Origin of the sequence: Desulfosarcina sp., from assembly GCF_041551955.1 — a bacterium.
In the GTDB taxonomy this organism is placed as follows: domain Bacteria; phylum Desulfobacterota; class Desulfobacteria; order Desulfobacterales; family Desulfosarcinaceae; genus Desulfosarcina.
Window position 1 is genome coordinate 1 of record NZ_JBFELV010000070.1, and the last position, 16,376, is coordinate 16,376.

At 57.5% G+C, this 16,376-nt stretch carries 15 protein-coding genes; 5 read left to right on the forward strand and 10 right to left on the reverse strand.

The genetic code is table 11. The features are described 5' to 3' along the window. From ABYV26_RS07745 to ABYV26_RS07755, 3 genes are all read left to right on the forward strand, one after another. Positions 1-208 (forward strand): TusE/DsrC/DsvC family sulfur relay protein (locus ABYV26_RS07745; RefSeq protein ID WP_372679764.1); only part of this gene is annotated, 208 nt, incomplete at its 5' end. 72 nt (positions 209-280) lie between these two features. Then, positions 281-673 carry a secondary thiamine-phosphate synthase enzyme YjbQ gene (locus ABYV26_RS07750; RefSeq protein ID WP_372679766.1) on the forward strand — a complete coding sequence of 131 codons (393 nt, stop codon included), beginning with the start codon at positions 281-283 and terminating at the stop codon, positions 671-673. Then, a complete protein-coding gene (locus ABYV26_RS07755) occupies positions 673-1,509 on the forward strand; it encodes a nitrilase-related carbon-nitrogen hydrolase (protein ID WP_372679768.1) in 837 nt (278 codons plus the stop codon). Before ABYV26_RS07750 ends, ABYV26_RS07755 begins: the two co-directional genes overlap by 1 nt. 54 nt (positions 1,510-1,563) lie before the next feature. On the opposite strand, the gene ABYV26_RS07760 is transcribed toward ABYV26_RS07755, so the two are convergent. From ABYV26_RS07760 to ABYV26_RS07780, 5 genes are read right to left on the reverse strand one after another with little or no spacing between them, the layout of a single operon-like run. Further along, a complete protein-coding gene (locus ABYV26_RS07760; protein ID WP_372679770.1) occupies positions 1,564-1,962 on the reverse strand; it encodes a DUF2914 domain-containing protein in 399 nt (132 codons plus the stop codon). After that, entirely contained in the window at positions 1,959-2,600 is a 642-nt protein-coding gene (locus tag ABYV26_RS07765; RefSeq protein WP_372679772.1) for a YkgJ family cysteine cluster protein, read from the reverse strand. Before ABYV26_RS07765 ends, ABYV26_RS07760 begins: the two co-directional genes overlap by 4 nt. A gap of 28 nt (positions 2,601-2,628) precedes the next feature. Continuing rightward, the gene (locus ABYV26_RS07770) at positions 2,629-5,769 is read right to left on the reverse strand and encodes an efflux RND transporter permease subunit (RefSeq protein ID WP_372679774.1); all 3,141 of its coding nucleotides are present in this window, start codon (positions 5,767-5,769) and stop codon (positions 2,629-2,631) included. Continuing rightward, complete coding sequence (locus ABYV26_RS07775; protein ID WP_372679776.1) at positions 5,762-7,036, reverse strand: efflux RND transporter periplasmic adaptor subunit; 1,275 nt, start codon at positions 7,034-7,036, stop codon at positions 5,762-5,764. Before ABYV26_RS07775 ends, ABYV26_RS07770 begins: the two co-directional genes overlap by 8 nt. A 1-nt stretch (position 7,037) precedes the next feature. Next, positions 7,038-8,420: an efflux transporter outer membrane subunit gene (locus ABYV26_RS07780; protein ID WP_372679778.1), complete on the reverse strand. Its 1,383-nt coding sequence runs from the start codon at positions 8,418-8,420 to the stop codon at positions 7,038-7,040. 467 nt (positions 8,421-8,887) lie between these two features. Here ABYV26_RS07780 and ABYV26_RS07785 point away from each other — a divergent pair, with 467 nt between their 5' ends. Further along, positions 8,888-9,118: a KH domain-containing protein gene (locus ABYV26_RS07785; protein ID WP_372679780.1), complete on the forward strand. Its 231-nt coding sequence runs from the start codon at positions 8,888-8,890 to the stop codon at positions 9,116-9,118. A gap of 204 nt (positions 9,119-9,322) precedes the next feature. Here the strand turns inward: ABYV26_RS07785 and ABYV26_RS07790 are convergent, their stop codons facing one another. Then, the gene (locus ABYV26_RS07790; protein WP_372679782.1) at positions 9,323-10,510 is read right to left on the reverse strand and encodes an iron-containing alcohol dehydrogenase; all 1,188 of its coding nucleotides are present in this window, start codon (positions 10,508-10,510) and stop codon (positions 9,323-9,325) included. A gap of 182 nt (positions 10,511-10,692) precedes the next feature. Here ABYV26_RS07790 and ABYV26_RS07795 point away from each other — a divergent pair, with 182 nt between their 5' ends. Next, positions 10,693-12,135 (forward strand): tetratricopeptide repeat protein, encoded by a 1,443-nt coding sequence (locus tag ABYV26_RS07795; protein WP_372679784.1) that lies wholly within the window; start codon positions 10,693-10,695, stop codon positions 12,133-12,135. A 54-nt stretch (positions 12,136-12,189) separates the two neighbouring features. On the opposite strand, the gene ABYV26_RS07800 is transcribed toward ABYV26_RS07795, so the two are convergent. The 4 genes from ABYV26_RS07800 to ABYV26_RS07815 form a co-directional block, all read right to left on the reverse strand. Next, complete coding sequence (locus tag ABYV26_RS07800; RefSeq protein ID WP_372679786.1) at positions 12,190-13,656, reverse strand: rhomboid family intramembrane serine protease; 1,467 nt, start codon at positions 13,654-13,656, stop codon at positions 12,190-12,192. Between the two features lie 5 nt (positions 13,657-13,661). Further along, positions 13,662-14,426, reverse strand: coding sequence for a tryptophan synthase subunit alpha (gene trpA, locus ABYV26_RS07805; RefSeq protein WP_372679787.1), 765 nt, complete (start codon positions 14,424-14,426; stop codon positions 13,662-13,664). Then, positions 14,419-15,645 carry a tryptophan synthase subunit beta gene (trpB, locus tag ABYV26_RS07810; protein WP_372679789.1) on the reverse strand — a complete coding sequence of 409 codons (1,227 nt, stop codon included), beginning with the start codon at positions 15,643-15,645 and terminating at the stop codon, positions 14,419-14,421. Before trpB ends, trpA begins: the two co-directional genes overlap by 8 nt. Further along, positions 15,638-16,376 (reverse strand): GntR family transcriptional regulator (locus ABYV26_RS07815; protein ID WP_372679791.1); only part of this gene is annotated, 739 nt, incomplete at its 5' end. The genes ABYV26_RS07815 and trpB, both read right to left, overlap by 8 nt.

Genomic DNA, 16,376 nt, shown 5'->3' on the forward strand with positions numbered 1-16,376 from the left:
AGGAATCGATGAACTGAACGACGAGCACAAAAAAGTCGTTGACGTGCTTCGCGAATACTACGAAAAGAATGGTATCGCCCCCATGGTCCGCGTACTTTCCAAGGTGACCGGCTTCAAACTGAAACACATCTACGAGCTGTTCCCCTCAGGACCCGGAAAGGGAGCTTGTAAGATGGCGGGTCTTCCGAAACCCACGGGTTGTGTCTAATCACACCGAATCCAGTTCTTTAAAAAAAGGCGCCGCTTATTACCAAGCGGCGCCTTTTTTTTGGACGAAACCATGCGCCTGTCCGTAAATACCCACTCACAGACGGAAATGATCGATGTCACCTCCCTGGTTCAGCAGCAGGTGAGCGAAGGCGGAATGGACAGCGGCCTTTGCCTGGTCTTCGTCCCCCACACCACAGCTGCCGTCACCATCAACGAGAGTGCCGATCCGGCTGTGGCCCGGGACATCCTGATGGTGCTCAACAAAATCGTACCGTGGAAAGAGGCCTACCGCCACATGGAAGGCAACTCCCCCGCCCACCTGAAAACCTCCATCATCGGATCGTCGGAAACCATTGCCATCGAAAATGGCCGATTGGTGCTGGGCACCTGGCAGGGCATCTTTTTTTGTGAGTTTGACGGGCCCAGGACGCGCAAGCTTGACGTCCGGCTGCTTCGGGCATAATGAGAGATTTCCGCATCGCAGCGGTGGTCTGCCGGAGTCCGGTGGGCCAGGTCAAACACAACCTGGAACGGACACGCTACTGGACCCGGCGGGCCAGAAGAGAAAAAGCCGCGCTGGTCTGCTTCCCCGAGCTCAATCTCACCGGTTACAGCAATCGGGAAGACATCGCCGAACATGCCATTTCTGCCTATGGAGCGGAGATCGATGAGCTGGTTCGTCTATCTGCTGATCAGCAAATCGCGCTGCTGGTAGGGTTTGCTGAAAAAGCCTGCGATGGACGGATTTTTGCCAGCCATATGGCGATCACCCCACAGGGTCGGACCGGTGTCTACCGGAAACTCCACCTGGCTCCGCCCGAAGCAGATCGATTCAGCCCTGGCAAGACCCTGCCGGTTTTCCACTGGTCAGGCATTCGTTTCGGCATTCAGTTATGCTATGATGCGCATTTCCCCGAGCTTTCCACACGCATGGCGGAAGCCGAGGCCGACATGATTTTCATGCCCCACGCCTCACCGCGCGGCCAGGCGCTGGACAAACATCAGTCGTGGATGCGCCACCTGCCCGCCCGGGCATTTGACAACGGACTCTTTGTAGTCGCCTGCAACCAAATCGGAAACAACGGAAACGGCTTGGTCTTCCCAGGCAATGCCGTGGTTTTTTCCCCGTCCGGCGAGATCATCGAGACCCGCCTGTCCGGCGACCCAGGGATGCTGGTGGCCGATTTAACAGCCGATCAACTCCACCATGTCCGCAGCCATCGGATGCGGTACTTTCTTCCCAACCGGCGCCCCGGGGTTTACAGCCAGACGCCGACGCTGACAAACCTTGACGAATGAGGCCGGATTGTACCATTGGTTGTGCCGCCCAGCACCGTAAGGGAGAAACAGCGGCTACTGCACGAAGAAAATTAGACTCTCTAAGGGTGTACCATCTTTGGAAAGGACTTCCACCATCCACTCACCCGTCCATTCCGGAAGCAGTGATTTTGAACTCCACGTTCGCCATTCGCTGGTGCGCACCGGCAGCACCACCGATGCCTTCAGGACCCCCTTGTAGTACCAGTTGTGGGTGATCTCGGTCTCCGCCTGGGCGCCGTCGATCCGGGTAAAGCAATAGACCCGCTCAGTCCCGGCAGGAATCACATCGGCGGATCCCACGGGCATCCGGTCCACGATCTGACGGCAGACCACGGCCTGGGACACGGTGATCTCTTGAGCCGGGGCTCCGGTGGAAAAGCAATGAAGCAGCATCAGGGAAACGATCAGGGTTAAAAGGTGCCGGGTGTTCATCTGTCCCTCCTGTTCGAGTCGATCAATTGGATATCAAACATCTTGATGGTATCGCATAGCGGGCGCCCGAAGATAAAATCCAGCATCCGGCTGTCCAGCCCTCCTTTTTCCACCGCCAGTTGACGAACATGGGCATCGAATCTGAGAATTTCCAGGATCGCCTGGTCCTGTTTCAACCGGCCCTCGTGGAACCCCGCTGCCACTAATGCATGCAGTCCTTCATAACTGCAGCGCTGCTCATGGTCCTGGATCAACGCCCATAGTCCATCGACCTCCGACAGCAAATCCTGCCGGGTCAGCCGGCTGGTGTCATAGACTGCTTCGAGTCCCCGGGTGTCCCGACAGTTCAACACCCGGCATTCCAGCGGTCGATGGTCATAGATGCCGCATCCTCGGGTTGCTTGATCATAAAACTGGCACGTCCATCTGTCGGTGCGCCCCTTGATTTTGATGATCTCTTCGGACAACGGAACCAAGGCACCCTTGACGTTGTCACGGACCCGCTCACCCCGACGAATGGTAAACAGGCATCGGGCCGGAATACGGCCGTCATCAATCATGGGGCGGTCCTCCCGGTGCATGGACGGCCCGCCCTTTTCACAGCAGGTGCCGCAGCGTTTGCATGGATTCGAGCTCATTTCATGGTTCATTGCTCTGCCACTGCGCCTATATCGATGGATTTGCATCGCAGGTCTTGGACACGCCCATCACCTGCCGCAGGTCTTCCACCACCAGGTAAAAGCAGGGCACCAAGATCAAGGTGATCACCGTGGCGAACACAATCCCGAAACCCAGGGAGAGCGCCATGGGGATGAGAAAACGCGCCTGTCGAGAGGTCTCGAACATAATCGGCGCCAGGCCACCAAACGTGGTCAGGGTGGTCAGCAGGATGGGGCGAAAGCGATGGATTCCCGCATGGTGGATGGCGTCATGGCATCCTTCGCCGTCCCGCCGCTTGCGATTGGCAAAATCCATGAGCACCAGCGAATCATTGATCACCACGCCGGAAAGTGCCACCACACCGAACATGCTCATCACGCTCAGGCTGTAACCCATGATCATGTGGCCGATCACCGCCCCTACGATGCCGAAAGGAATGCAAATCATGATGATCATCGGCTGGATGAAACTGTTGAAGGGAACGGCCAGCATGGCATAAATCACCAGCAGGGCCATCATCAGGCCACGCATCAGGCTCTGCATGCTTTCACGCCGGTCCGCCTGGTTGCCTTCGAAACTGTAGGTCAGTCCCGGGTATTTCTCCTGAAGGGCCGGCAGGGTCTCCCCGGTCAACGCGCTGAGTATCTGGTCGGCTTTGCTGCGGGGGCGGACATCCGCCGTCACCGTTACCACTCGTCGGCCGTTGCGCCGGTCAATGGAAGTGTAGGCCCTGCCGCGTTTGATGTCCACCGCTTCCAGCAGTGGAATCTCCTTACCGGCCGGCGTGCGCAGAATCATCTCCTCCAGGTTGTGCTCGGAGACCCGTTCATTTTTGGGCAGACGAACCATCACCTTGACTTCGTTGCGTCCGCGCTGCTGACGCAGGGCTTCGGCGCCGTAGTAAGCGTGACGCAGCAGTCTGGCCACCTCCTGAGCCCTGAGGCCCAAACTGCGCGCCTCGGGCCGGATCTTGAAGTCGATCTGTTGTTTTCCCGGGGAGTAGCCGTCGTCGATATCGCTCACGTTGGGGAAAAAACGCAATGACTCGGCGACCTCCCCGCTGGCTTGAGCGAGCGTCTCCACATTGCGGTGGCTCAGCTCTACGGCAATGGCGGCGCCGCGTCCCGGCCCACCCGCATCCGACTCGAACTTAAGCGATTCCAGTCCGGTGAGAGGCCCGACCCGATCCCGCCACAACGATGTCAACCGGACCGTTGAGAGCGGTCGCACGTCTGGAGGGGTCAGGTAAATGCGCACCTCTGTCTGGTTGCCATTAATTTCGGCGAAGATTCCCTCTACCAGATCTTGGCCGCCATGTTCGGCAGTCAACTGCTGGGCCGTTTCCACCAAAATCCGCTGGATGGCTTCGGTTTTTTGAACCGCCGTGCCATAGGGTAACACCGCCGTGACCAAGGCGTAGTCGGATTCGATCTTGGGAAACAGTTCGAAGCCCATACGCCCGCTTTTCACGTAACTGAGCGTGAGCATCAGCACCACGGCACCGATACTGATGGCGACATAGCGGTGGCGCAGGGCCAGATCGAGCAGGGGACCGTAACGGGTTCGCACCAGATGGGAAAACCAGTCGCTGAAGCGCCGCTGCTTCCGCAGCACCCAGCCGAACAGTCCGGTTTCCGGGCGAGGCTTGCGATGGCCGATATGGGCCGGCAGGATCAGCAGGCTCTCGATGAGTGAAACGACAAACACAGCCACGACCACCGCCGGAATCTGACGAAAGATCTTACCCATGATGCCCGAGACGAAGAACAACGGGGCAAAGGCCACGATGTTGGTCAGCACGCTGAAGGTCACCGGCATGGCGATTTCACGGGTTCCGGCCACCGCCGCCTGAAGCCAGGGTTTTCCGGACTGGCGGTGGTGGTACATGTTCTCACCGGCCACAATGGCGTCATCCACCACGATGCCCAGGGTGATAATAAAGGCAAACATGGAGATGACGTTGATACTCACCCCGGCTGCCGGCAGGAACAACAAGGACCCGAGGATGGAGATGGGAATGCCCAGGCTGACCCAGAAGGCCAAGCGCGGCTCTAAGAAGATGGCCAGTAGAATGAACACCAGGGCGAGCCCGAAATAGCCGTTGCGCAGCATCAGATCCATGCGCTGGCGATAGATGTCGCTACGGTCGTTGCGGGCCACCAGGTCAACGCCCGGGGGCAGGTCCGGTCGGATCTCGGCCACCTTCTCCTTGACGGTTTCGGAAACATCCAAGGGGGTTTGGTCACCGATACGGTAAACATCGACGAGAATGGCCCGATGCCCGTTGTAGGTGGCGAATCGGTCGGTATCCTCGAATCCGTCCGTCACCTCGGCGATGTCCGCCAACAGCACCTGGGTGCCCTCGTTGGTGGTAATGATAGGAATGCGGCCGAATTCAGGGCCGAAATCCCGTCGTTCGGTCATACGCACCAGCACATCCCCGCTGTCGGTTTTTATGGACCCCCCCGGTAGCTCCACGGCCGCCCGCCGGATGGTCTGGGCGATTTGCTCCAGGGTCAACCCGTAGGCTCTCAGCCTTTCCTGGGGCACGGAAATGCTGATTTCGTAGTCACGGATGCCGGAAAGCTCCACTTGGGTAATGCCCGGATCCTGCAGCAGCCGATCGCGGACCATCTCCGCCGTCTCCCGGAGAATCGATTCCCCTTGGTCGCCAAAGAGGGCCAGCGAGACCACGTAGCGTCTGCGCTGGGCAATCGTGACCCGGGCGTCCTCTGTCTCTTCGGGAAATGAGGTAATCCGGTCCACCGCATTCTTGATATCCTGGGCCACCCGCTGGATATTCTTGCCTTCGATCACCTCAACGGTCACCCTGCCGACGCCTTCATTGGCCACCGCGGTAACTTGTTTGACGTCGTCAAGCCCCTGAACGGCCTCTTCAATAGCCAGGATGATGCCGCGCTCAACCTCTTCGGGACTGGCGCCGGGATAAGCCATGGAAACCGTCACATAGTCCAGCTCGAAATCGGGGAAGACCTCTTTTTTGATTTGGCCGGCGAATATCAGGCCTCCCACTAGAAAAATCACCATCAGCAGGTTGGCCGCAACCGAATGCCCGGCCATCCAGGCGATGGGACCGGATTGACGGCGATTTCCATCGGGGAGAGGATTCAGAATTGGATTATCCATCTGATGCTACACGGCTTTGGTGGGTTGGCGAGGATATATCCGACGGCCCGGCATCGCCTTCTTTCACCGGCAACCCGTCGACCGGTGCGGAGAGGTCCGAAACAATGAGCCGCTGGCCGGGAAGGATGCCGTTTTTCATTAGCACATAGTCGGCATCGCGCCACACGGTCTCCACCTGTATGATCTTCAGGGTATCGTCATCGGCAAGCAGCCAGATGGTGCTGTTGTCCCGCAGGGCACTTCTGGGGATGCGATAGACGTCCGTCAGCCGTTGTCCCTGGACCACCACGCGGACGTATTCACCGATCAGCATCGGCGGGGCACTGTCACCGGTCTCGGCATTCAACCCCAGCGGGTCTTTGACGGACACCAGGATGCGGGCCATGCGGCCGTCAGTCTCCAAGTCGCTGAGCAATCTGGCCACCGTCCCCTGACGCTGGTTTCCCCGGTAGGCAATCGTGACCGATGCACCTTTTTCCGCATTGGTCCGGGGGATATGGATCCATGCCAACCGCTCCACGGGAAGGGACACCTGAATCCAGTATTCATCGGTGCCCACCAGCTGGGCCAATGGGTCCTGGATGGACACTTGTGAGCCCACATTTACATGGGTGCTGCGGACAATGGCATTGAAAGGTGCAAGAATATCTGTGCGGGTCAGGCTCAATCGGGCCTGTTCGAGTTCTGCGCGGGCGGCCGCCAGATCGGACCGGGCTTTGGCCAGATGGGGTTTTCGAAGGGCCAATTCCTCTTCCTGGGCATCGGCCGTTCGTCCCGGGTAGAGCAGCGACCATTCTTGCCGGGCCACATCCTGGTATCCCATCTCCACCTGGAGGGCGTATTGTGCGTTGACTACGGCGCTTTCCTTGCGGGCAATGGCCAGCTCGTAATCCTTGGCATCGATCTTCAACACCCGTTCACCGGCACGGATAAAACCGCCCTCAACCAACTCCGGGTGAATCGCTTGAACTTCTCCGGGCACCCGGGTTTTCAAGGTGATCTCCCTGGCCGGAATCACGGATCCCATGGCCGCGACGGCAACCTGGTGGGTATCCGGAAAAAGGGGCCGGGTCTCTACCAGGGCAACCGTGCGTTCCGGCGGCCGTTTTTGGGCTTGGGGGGCCGTCTTTTTAATGTAACTGGCACCGGCAATGCCAATCGTTATGATCATGGCGCAGATGATCAGTGTCCGCACCCAGTATTTGCCACTGGCACGGACCGCCTCGGTCTTATCAAGAGGATGATCCCTATTTCCGTCCAATTTCATCTTATCCCCGCTGCCCATTTTCCATGGATGCCTTCGGCGAAACGGTGTTCCCGATCCAACCGCCGCCAAGCGCACGGTGCAAACCGATGCGGTATCGCACCAGCGTCTCCTGCTGCTGGATCAAATCCCTTTCGAGATCCTGGACGGCGATCAGTTGGGTGAGGACCGGCAGATAATCGCTCAATCCCCGCCGATACCTCTGGATGGCCTCTTCAAGACCTTTGCGGGCCGCCGTCATTACCGATTCAAGTCCGCGGATATGTTCCCGCTGCCGGGTCTCGCTTTCCAGGGCGTCTTCGACCTCTTTCACGCCAGTCAGTACGGCCTGGCGGTAGAACCAAAGGCGTTCATCCACCTGCGCCCGTGCCCCGTCGACCTCGGCAGCCCGGCGGCGGCCGTCAAAAATGGGTGCCGTCAGGTTGGCGGCCAAGCTCAACAGCCAGGTATCGAAGAGCAGGTCCAAGTCGCTGCGACCGTATTGCCCACCGGCAGTAAAGCGAAGCGCCGGCAGACGGTTGGCCCGGGCGGCGGCCAATTGCCATTCGGAGGCTTTCAAGCGCATACCGGCCGCCCTGACATCAGGCCGGTTGGCCAGCAGGTCGGCAGGCAGACCTAATGACGGGAGCTGGCCGACTACCGGCATGTCGGTTTGCGTCAATCGAAGGTCCGCCCGCGGCGGTCGTCCCAGCAGTACGGCGAGTTCATGCATCAACAACTGGGTTTCGGCTTCCACCAGCGGGATTCTCGCCCGGACACTCTCCACGACCTGCTTTTGCTGGTAGACATCCAGGGCGGAAACCATAGCCTTGCGGAAACGCAGCTCAATCAAGTCTAGAAAAGTAAGATTGTTTGCCAGCTGTTTTTCCAAAAGCTGCTGCTGCAACCGTTGGGAAATGATTCCCACCCAGCGCTCAGCCACCTCAGCCGCCACCGTGATGCTGGCCGTCTGAAGGTCCGCCTCGGTCGCATCTACGGTGAGCAGCGCCGCCTCCGTTTGGCTTCGTATCCTGCCCCACAGGTCCAGTTCATAGCTGCTGATCAGGCCCAACGTGTAATTCTGATCACCTCCAGAGCCCTCGGACAAGGTTTCTGATCTGCGCCGGGTAGTTTCGACGGAACCGGTCGCGGAAAGGTCAGGGTAGCGCGCTGCTCCGGCTTGAACGGCCAGTGACCTTGCCTGCTGCAGCCGGGACCAGGCCTCTTTCAGTGTGAAGCTGTCCGATAACGCAGTATCGATCAACCGGCTGAGTTCCGGGGAATCAACGAATTCCCACCATGGCGATGTCAGGTCCCCATCGCCGCCGAAAAGTGCATAGGCATCGGGAATTTCACCGGCCGCATCCGGCATCACCGCCGGCTTGAAAGGGCTGCAGGAAAATAACATCCAAACCGCTGCAACTACCCAAAGCCGGTATCGATAACTGTTTTTCATGGTCTGACGTTTTCTTTAATATAATCGCGATCAAGGCGGTCACAAGGTTAATTAGTTGATTTACCATCCCGGATTGATGGAAACAAGCGCAAACCAACCGGTGTTCAGAATCCGGGCACCGATGGCAACCGACGGATCGGCTGTTCGCCTGGAACTTGCCTGTCTGAAGACGTTTTATCACGACGTCATTTTTTAAAACCACTTGCTTTAATAAAGTAGTGTTTACGAAATTTTTTAGTATTGTGATTTACTATAACTCCTATATAATTTACGAGACTGCATAATATTCTTTGATTCAAGTTGACAAATCGACCGGAATGGGTCCCCGGGTGGTGACGCAAATGGATATTTGCACCCCATTGAATCGGCGCGAGAAGGCAATTGGACACAACGGCGAGACACATTGGAAGGGAGATACGATGAAAGACTTAGTCACTTATATAGCACGCTCATTGGTGGACAAACCCGAGCAGGTTTCCGTAGCGGAAGTGGAGGGAAATCAAACTACCGTTTTGGAACTCACGGTGGCCAAAGAAGATTTGGGAAAGGTCATCGGCAAGCAAGGCCGAACCGCCCAGGCCATGCGAACCATACTGGGCGCCGTCTCTTCAAAGGTCAAAAAACGGACGGTTCTTGAAATTATCGAATAGCAGTATCGATGCACTGTCGGCCGGCCGCATGGAGGCATCCGCATTATCAACGGTCACGGGCTTCACCATTAGCGGTTGCACCTTCAATCAACCCATTAAAAGCCCGATCTCATCTGTTCCGATGATAGAAACAAAAGCCCTTTTCTCTTGGAAGGAAAAGGGCTTTTGTTTTTGGTAAGCGTTCACCGGTTTAGTGTTCACCGTTCAGCAACGATCCTGAATCATCTGGCTGATCTGGCTGGCGGACAGCGGCAGCGGATTGTTCTTGTTGGAAGCCGCGTGAGCCAAAAGATCGACATGATCAAGGGTCAGACCGAACAGCCCCAATCGGGGAATGTCCAACTGATCCAGCCATCGGTAAAGGCAGTCCACCAGATAACGGCAGCAATCCAAATGGGTTTCATGCTTGGCGCCGAATAGTTTGCCGATGCGGGCGAATTTTGCGATGTCGGCGTTAGCGCGTTGGGTATGCGCGGCGCTGAGATTGCCGACGGTGGCCTTCACGGCATAGGGCAACAAATTGGCGCAAGCGACGCCGTGGGGGATGGACACGATGCCGCCCATGGACCCGGCCACGCCGTGCACCACACCCAATCCCGCATTGGCCAACGTGACCCCGGAAAGAAACGCCCCGTAAGCCACTGCCCCGCGGCAGGCGACATCGGCAGCACCATTTGCACAGACCACAGGTAGCGCCGGGATCAGGTGTCGCAGGCCGTCCAATGCCAGGGCGTCGGTCAGTGGGGAGGCCTGGGTGGAGACGAAGGATTCGATCAGTTGGGTCAGCGCATCCATGCCGCAGGCCGCGGTCACCGACGGCGGAGCTGACACACATAGCGTCGGATCCAGAATGGCCAGCCGGGGGATATAGTTGTCGTGCCTCAAGGACTTCTTGAATCCCCCGCTTCCCACCCGGGATATGACCGCATTCTTGGTGGCCTCGCTGCCGGTCCCCGAGGTGGTGGGCACCGCCACCACAGGCACGGATTCACCCGATGGGGTTCGTTTGCCGACCCCTTCCAGAAAATCGACGACCGATCCATTTTCCTTGAGCATGGCGGCAATGGCTTTTCCCGCATCCAGAACACTGCCGCCGCCGACGGCCAGGACCACATCCACCCCAGTTTCCTTCCAATCCGTTACCACCTGGTCCACCATGGCGGGGGACGGTTCACCGGCAATGCGGCAGCGATGCACCTGCATACCACCTTTTCCCAGTTTAGTCAGTATTCGACCGATATGCCCGGTGTGCTCAAGCGCAGCCGAACCGCTAACCAGAAGCACCGTCTTGCCAAAGGGCGCGACGAGTTCTGGGAGCCTGTCGGTGGCTCCCGGGCCGACGAGCAGTCTGGGTATAGGGCTGAAGGAGAACGCAGGTTGCATAATCGGCATTAAACGACAGGACACGGGGTTCAATTGATCGCAATGATCATAAAAAACATACCATCAGAAACTATTGCCAGAATGGACGCTACGCCAATCCTAAAGAAAAGTCAAAATTTCCCGATAACGGTTTGAAATAATCGGCACCATGACGGTTGGTGTCTAAAGAGGACCATAAGGCAGGAACAGGCATGAAACAATATTGTAAATACCACCCCACCCGACCTGCCCACTGGCATTGCGATAAATGCAACACGGCACGATGCCCGGAATGTGTGGAAGCCCGGGACATGGCTGGCTACCACCAGGGAGAGAAGCTCCACATGTGCCCCAATTGCAATCTTCCTGTCCAATGGTTGGGTGTTGAAAATATCATCGATCCGTTCTGGAAGCAGCTGCCGCGATTTTTTCTCTATCCGTTTTCCGTTCGTCCGCTGTTGTTGATGCTGGGACTTTCTGCGATGGCCGCTTTATTGACACGACCTGGAATCATCGGTCTGCTGGCTCTGGTCGCGGTTTGGGGAATTACCTTCAAGTACGCCTACGCCATCTTGCAGTCTACGGCAGGCGGCAATCTGACCCCCCCGGCGCTTGATGCGCAGACCCTTTTTGAAAATTTTGGGCCGGTGGTCAAGCAGGTGGGCATTTACATAGCCATCATTTTTGCGGCGGGCATGATGTTCACCAAACTGGGTGTGGCCGTAGGGGTCTTGTTTAGCATCCTGGCAACGGTGTTTTTACCGGCCATGATCATTCTCCTGGTGACCACTGAATCCTTGATCCAGGCCATTAATCCGGTGATGTTCGTCAGCCTGGCTGTCAGAATCGGATGGGGCTATCTGCTGATGTACTTCTTTTATTCCATCCTCGGCGGGGCGCCGGCGCTGCTCGGCCGCCAGGCGATTCAATACTTTCCCCCGATAATGCACGTTTTTTTGTTCACCTTGGTCAAGATCTACTATACCTTCATCTCCTACCACCTCATGGGCTACGTGATCTTGCAGTATCATCAGGATATCGGCTACCGAGTGGATTTCGATGATTTCAAGGATGATGAGACAGAAACTGATCGGGCCGTGGCCGCAGCCGACGATCCCCACGGCCGCCTGCTCAACCGCGTCCATCAGCTTATCAAGGACGGAAACCATGAAGGTGCAATCGCAGAGATCGAAAGTGAAATGCGTGGGCAAATGATTGCCGATCCGCTGCTTTCGGAGCGCTACTTTACGTTGCTTAAAATGACCGGCGCGAAGGACAAGATAGGAAACCACGGCCTCAACCATCTGGACATGCTGGTCCGCGGAGACAACAAGACCCAAGCCGTTGATGTTTACCTTCAATGCCTGACTTCAGATTCCGAATTCTCACCGAAAGCGGGTGCTTTGTTCAAAGTGGCTGGTTGGCTCAGCGAAACCGGGCGCAACAAGGAGGCCATGAGCACATACAACAAGCTGACCAAAGCCTACCCCCAAGACCCCCTGGTGCCTAAATCCTATTTTCGGGCTGCGCAGATATTCAACGACCGATTAATGAATCCAGAAAAAGCCAAGAGAATACTGACAGGTCTGATGAAAAAATATCCTGAACACGATATCATCCCCTTCGTCGAGCGCTACCTGGACCAAATAGGATGAACGCCCCACAGAGGGGGGAAAGGACTGGATTACGGGTTCGCCTTCCATCCCGAATCAGCCGGATGCTTCAGATCTTAATATGAGGGCCGCCTCCACCGAATCAGGAAATTGTTTGCAAACCAACCTCCGGTAGCGTTCCCACCGGTCCGTTCGACCACATCTGCGAAAGGCCTGCGAAAGCTTGATTAGATTCGACGGCAGTTCCGGCGTTTCCGGTTTTCGTTTCATGATGGCCAGCACGATTTTCTCTGCATCCTCGACCTTTCCTGCCGCTGCCATGGCTCCGGAAATTTGCAGATAGGCATGAATCGGCAAGCGCGGACGACTGGCCAGTCGTGAATATGTCTCGTAAACGGCCAGCGCGGTAGGATGCGCCGCGGTATTTTGGAGAAGCACGCCAAGCAGGTGCTTGGCGGTATCATGAAATGGTTTCGATTCGGGATTCAACTTGTGAATGTTGAACAAATGGCTCAGGGCATCCTGATGGTTTGGTGACAATTCCAACACCTGTTCGAGTAAGGCTTGCGACTGTTGCATGTCCAAATTGCCTAAATGGTCCAAGGCTTGGTGCATCAGCGGGCTCACCTTGTCTTCCGGGGCCGCCTCGAAACTGTCCCGATCTAATCCCACCAGTCGTTCTCCGGCATAAGCCAGCAGGGCGCCACCGGCTATCCCGCCGATATGTGCCACGTATGCCACGTGGCTGTCACCGGAGAAAAAAAGCTGGTAGCATTCATTGGCCAGCCAGACCGGCAGCAGCACAATGGCCGGTATGGTGGCCGTATTGAAAAAAAAACCCAGGGAATAAAATATGCTGACCTTTTTTGTGCCGTAAAGCACCGTGTAGGCACCCATGAGTCCGGCAATGGCTCCGGACGCACCGACCAAGGGGATCGTGCTCGACGGGTATACCGCATAAAAAAGCCCGGCAGCTGCCAACCCGCAGGTTAGATACATGACCGTAAAGAACAACCGGCCCGATCCGATCTCCAACATGCATCCAAGGATCCACAAGAACACCATGTTGCCCACCAGGTGCCCTACGCCACCATGCAGGAACATGTAGGAAAAAAAGGTGGGCGCGCGAGGATAAGCTGGGCGAAGGCCATAGGCAAAGGCGACGCTTTTATCTCGTTTCTCCTCGTAGTCCCGGCGCAGCGCCAACCAATTTTCATATTCCGGATTCTGGGGAAGGATCACCTGGCCATCCATCAGCCGCGAGATGAAATCGAAATCGGCCTCCATCTCGAAATGAGCCGCCATGAGTTCCTGCTCATCCATGCCTTCACTTTCGACAGGCCTGTCGGCGGTCTTTCCAGTTGACTTTAGATAATCGATGTAGCGGGGCACCTCGATGGCGGCCAGCCCGGAATTCAGGTAAAACTGCTCGGCGGCCATCCGGGACTCGTCATCGTTAATCTGGAACAGAAAAAAGGCCAGGCAGTTGACGACCAGCAGCGCCAGTGTCATCATTGGCGGGTTTTTCCAACCGATTTTTCCGGAGACGGGAACAACGAGCATGATGGCTACTCTTGAAGACCGTAAATAAAGTCGCCCAGCGCGGCGACGCCCAGATCTTCTACCAGCCGCAACGCCTGTGTGCCGATGACAGCAATATCGGCCTTTCCCTCGAGGAACTTGATATCGGATTTGTCTTTAACCCCAAACCCCAGCGCCAGCGGCAACTGCGTGGCCGCCCGGCAGCGGGCAAGGTAATCTCCGATCTGCTGGGAAAACGACGTCTCGTTACCGGTGACGCCCTTGCGGGCCACACAATAGATAAATCCGCTGGCCACCCGGGCGATGGTGTGCATGCGCGCATTGGCGGTGGTGGGCGAAAAAATGAAGATGGGAGATAATTCACGGCGGCCCATGGCGGCCAAATAATCGGCGGCCTCTTCAGGCGGCAGGTCCGGCACGATGGCCCCCTGCAGGCCCGCCGCCTGCATGCCGTCGGCAAAGCGACCCACGCCGTGCTTGAACAGGATGTTGTAGTAGGTCATGTATAAAAAGGGAATCGGAAACCGCCGGGCCACCGTACGGCCAAAATCCAGGCACTGGTCCACCGTGACCCCGTTGGCCAGGGCGGCCTGGTTGGCTTTTAGAATCACCGGGCCGTCGGCGATAGGCTCGGAAAAGGGAATCTGCAGTTCCATCAGGTCCACACCCGCCTCGACCATGGTGCGCACGATCTCCAGAGAGGCCTTCAAGGTAGGGTAGCCGATGACGATGTGGGTCATCAACAGGATCTTTTTTTCGGCCAGCCGAGAGCGAATGTAAGTTTCAAGCATGGTATTGTTTGGCCTTTTCAATGATGAATTGTTTCCATTTGGGATCGTCGAAGGCATCGGCGATGGTGAAGATGTCCTTGTCTCCCCGACCGGACTGATTGATCAGGATAATGTCGTCAGGCGACATCTGCGGCGCCTCCTTGAATGCCCGGGCAAAGGCGTGCGCCGACTCCAGGGCCGGGATGACGCCCTCTTTCCTCATGGTCAGTCGCAGGGCCTCGACCACCTCCCGGTCCGTGGCCCCCTCGAATCGCACCCGCCCTTTCTCCTTCAGATCCGACAGGATCGGGGAAACGCCGACGTAGTCCAGACCGGCGGCGATGGAATGGGTTTCACGCATCTGGCCGTCGCCGTCCTGCAGAAAGTAGGTCTTGTACCCTTGCGCCACACCCACGCTGGCGTCGCCCGAGCAGAGCCGGGAGGCGTGTTCGCCGGAATCCAAGCCCCGACCGGCGGCCTCCACGCCCACCAGTTCGACATCGTCATCGAAAAATCCGCTGAAGATGCCCATGGCGTTGGACCCGCCGCCCACGCAGGCAAACACCCGCGAAGGCAGCCGGCCTTCCCGCTCCAGCATTTGCCGGCGGGACTCCTGGCCGACAATGGACTGAAACCAGGAGACCATTTCCGGGAAAGGATGGGGTCCGCAGGCGGTGCCCAGCACGTAGTGGGTGGAATCCATATGGGTCACCCAATCCCGGAAAGCCTCGTTGATGGCGTCCTTCAAGATCCGCGTGCCGTTGGTCACCGGCACCACCGTTGCCCCCAGCTGCTCCATCCAGAAGACGTTGGGCCGCTGGCGATCGACGTCCACCTCGCCCATGTAGATGGTGCAGTCGAAGCCGAAGCGCGCGGCCATGGTGGTCGTGGCCACCCCGTGCTGACCGGCCCCGGTTTCGGCGATCACCCGGGTCTTGCCCATGCGTTTGACCAGCAGCCCCTGCCCCATGACGTTGTTGGCCTTGTGGGCGCCGGTATGGTTGAGGTCCTCGCGTTTGACGAAAATGCGCGCCCCACCGAAATGGCGCGTCAGGTTCCGGGCGAAGGTGATCGGTGTCGGCCGGCAGGAATAGCTGGACATGAGCTTTTCGTATTCATGCCAGAAGAGAGGGTCGTTCCTGGCCGCGATGAACACCTCTTCCAGTTCATCGAAGGTGGCGACAAGAATTTCGGGCAGGAATGCCCCGCCGAAGTCGCCGTAATAGCCCCGCTTAATCATGGCTTGCGCCTCCTATCTGCTGAGAAAAAACAAACGGTTCGGTGTTGCAGTAGAGAATCGAGAAAACGGCGTTGTCCGCCTGTTTGAAATTGAGGAACCGGTGGACTTCCAACACCGGTGTGTCGGCATGTATATCCATGGCCGCCGCTTTCCCGGCCTCGAGACAGCCGATGCGAAAAGTCTGCCTCCCCCCCACCGGCCGCATGTAGAAACTAGATTCAACCACCTGGGAGAGGGAGCGCCCGGCCAGATCCATGCGTTCGATGCCCTTGAACAGCACCGGGTGCAAATAGATCGCTTCCAGCAGCACCGGCGTTCCGTCCACCCGGTTCAACCGGGACAGGAAAAAGGCCGTCCCACCGGCAAAAGGGTTCTCCGGATCGGCCGGAACATTTACCCGCCTGGTTTTTTGAAGCAGTTGCACCTCAACAGCGATCCCCTTTTTGTGAAATGCCGAGCTGGTGCCGGCCAGCGAGAACAGGTCGATCTCCTGTTCCGGTGTGCGCACATAAGTCCCCGACCCCCGCCGCCGCAACAGCAGGCGCTGGCGCACCAGCACATCGATGGCCTGACGTACAGTGGGGCGCCCGATACCGTATTCCTTGGCCAGCTGGGGCTCCGATGGAATACGGACGCCCGGCGGATAGTCGCCGGAACGGATGCCCTCCATGAGGATGTCGGCAAGCTGGTGGTACAGGGGTATGGGGGATTGGGGATTTAACATGGAACAG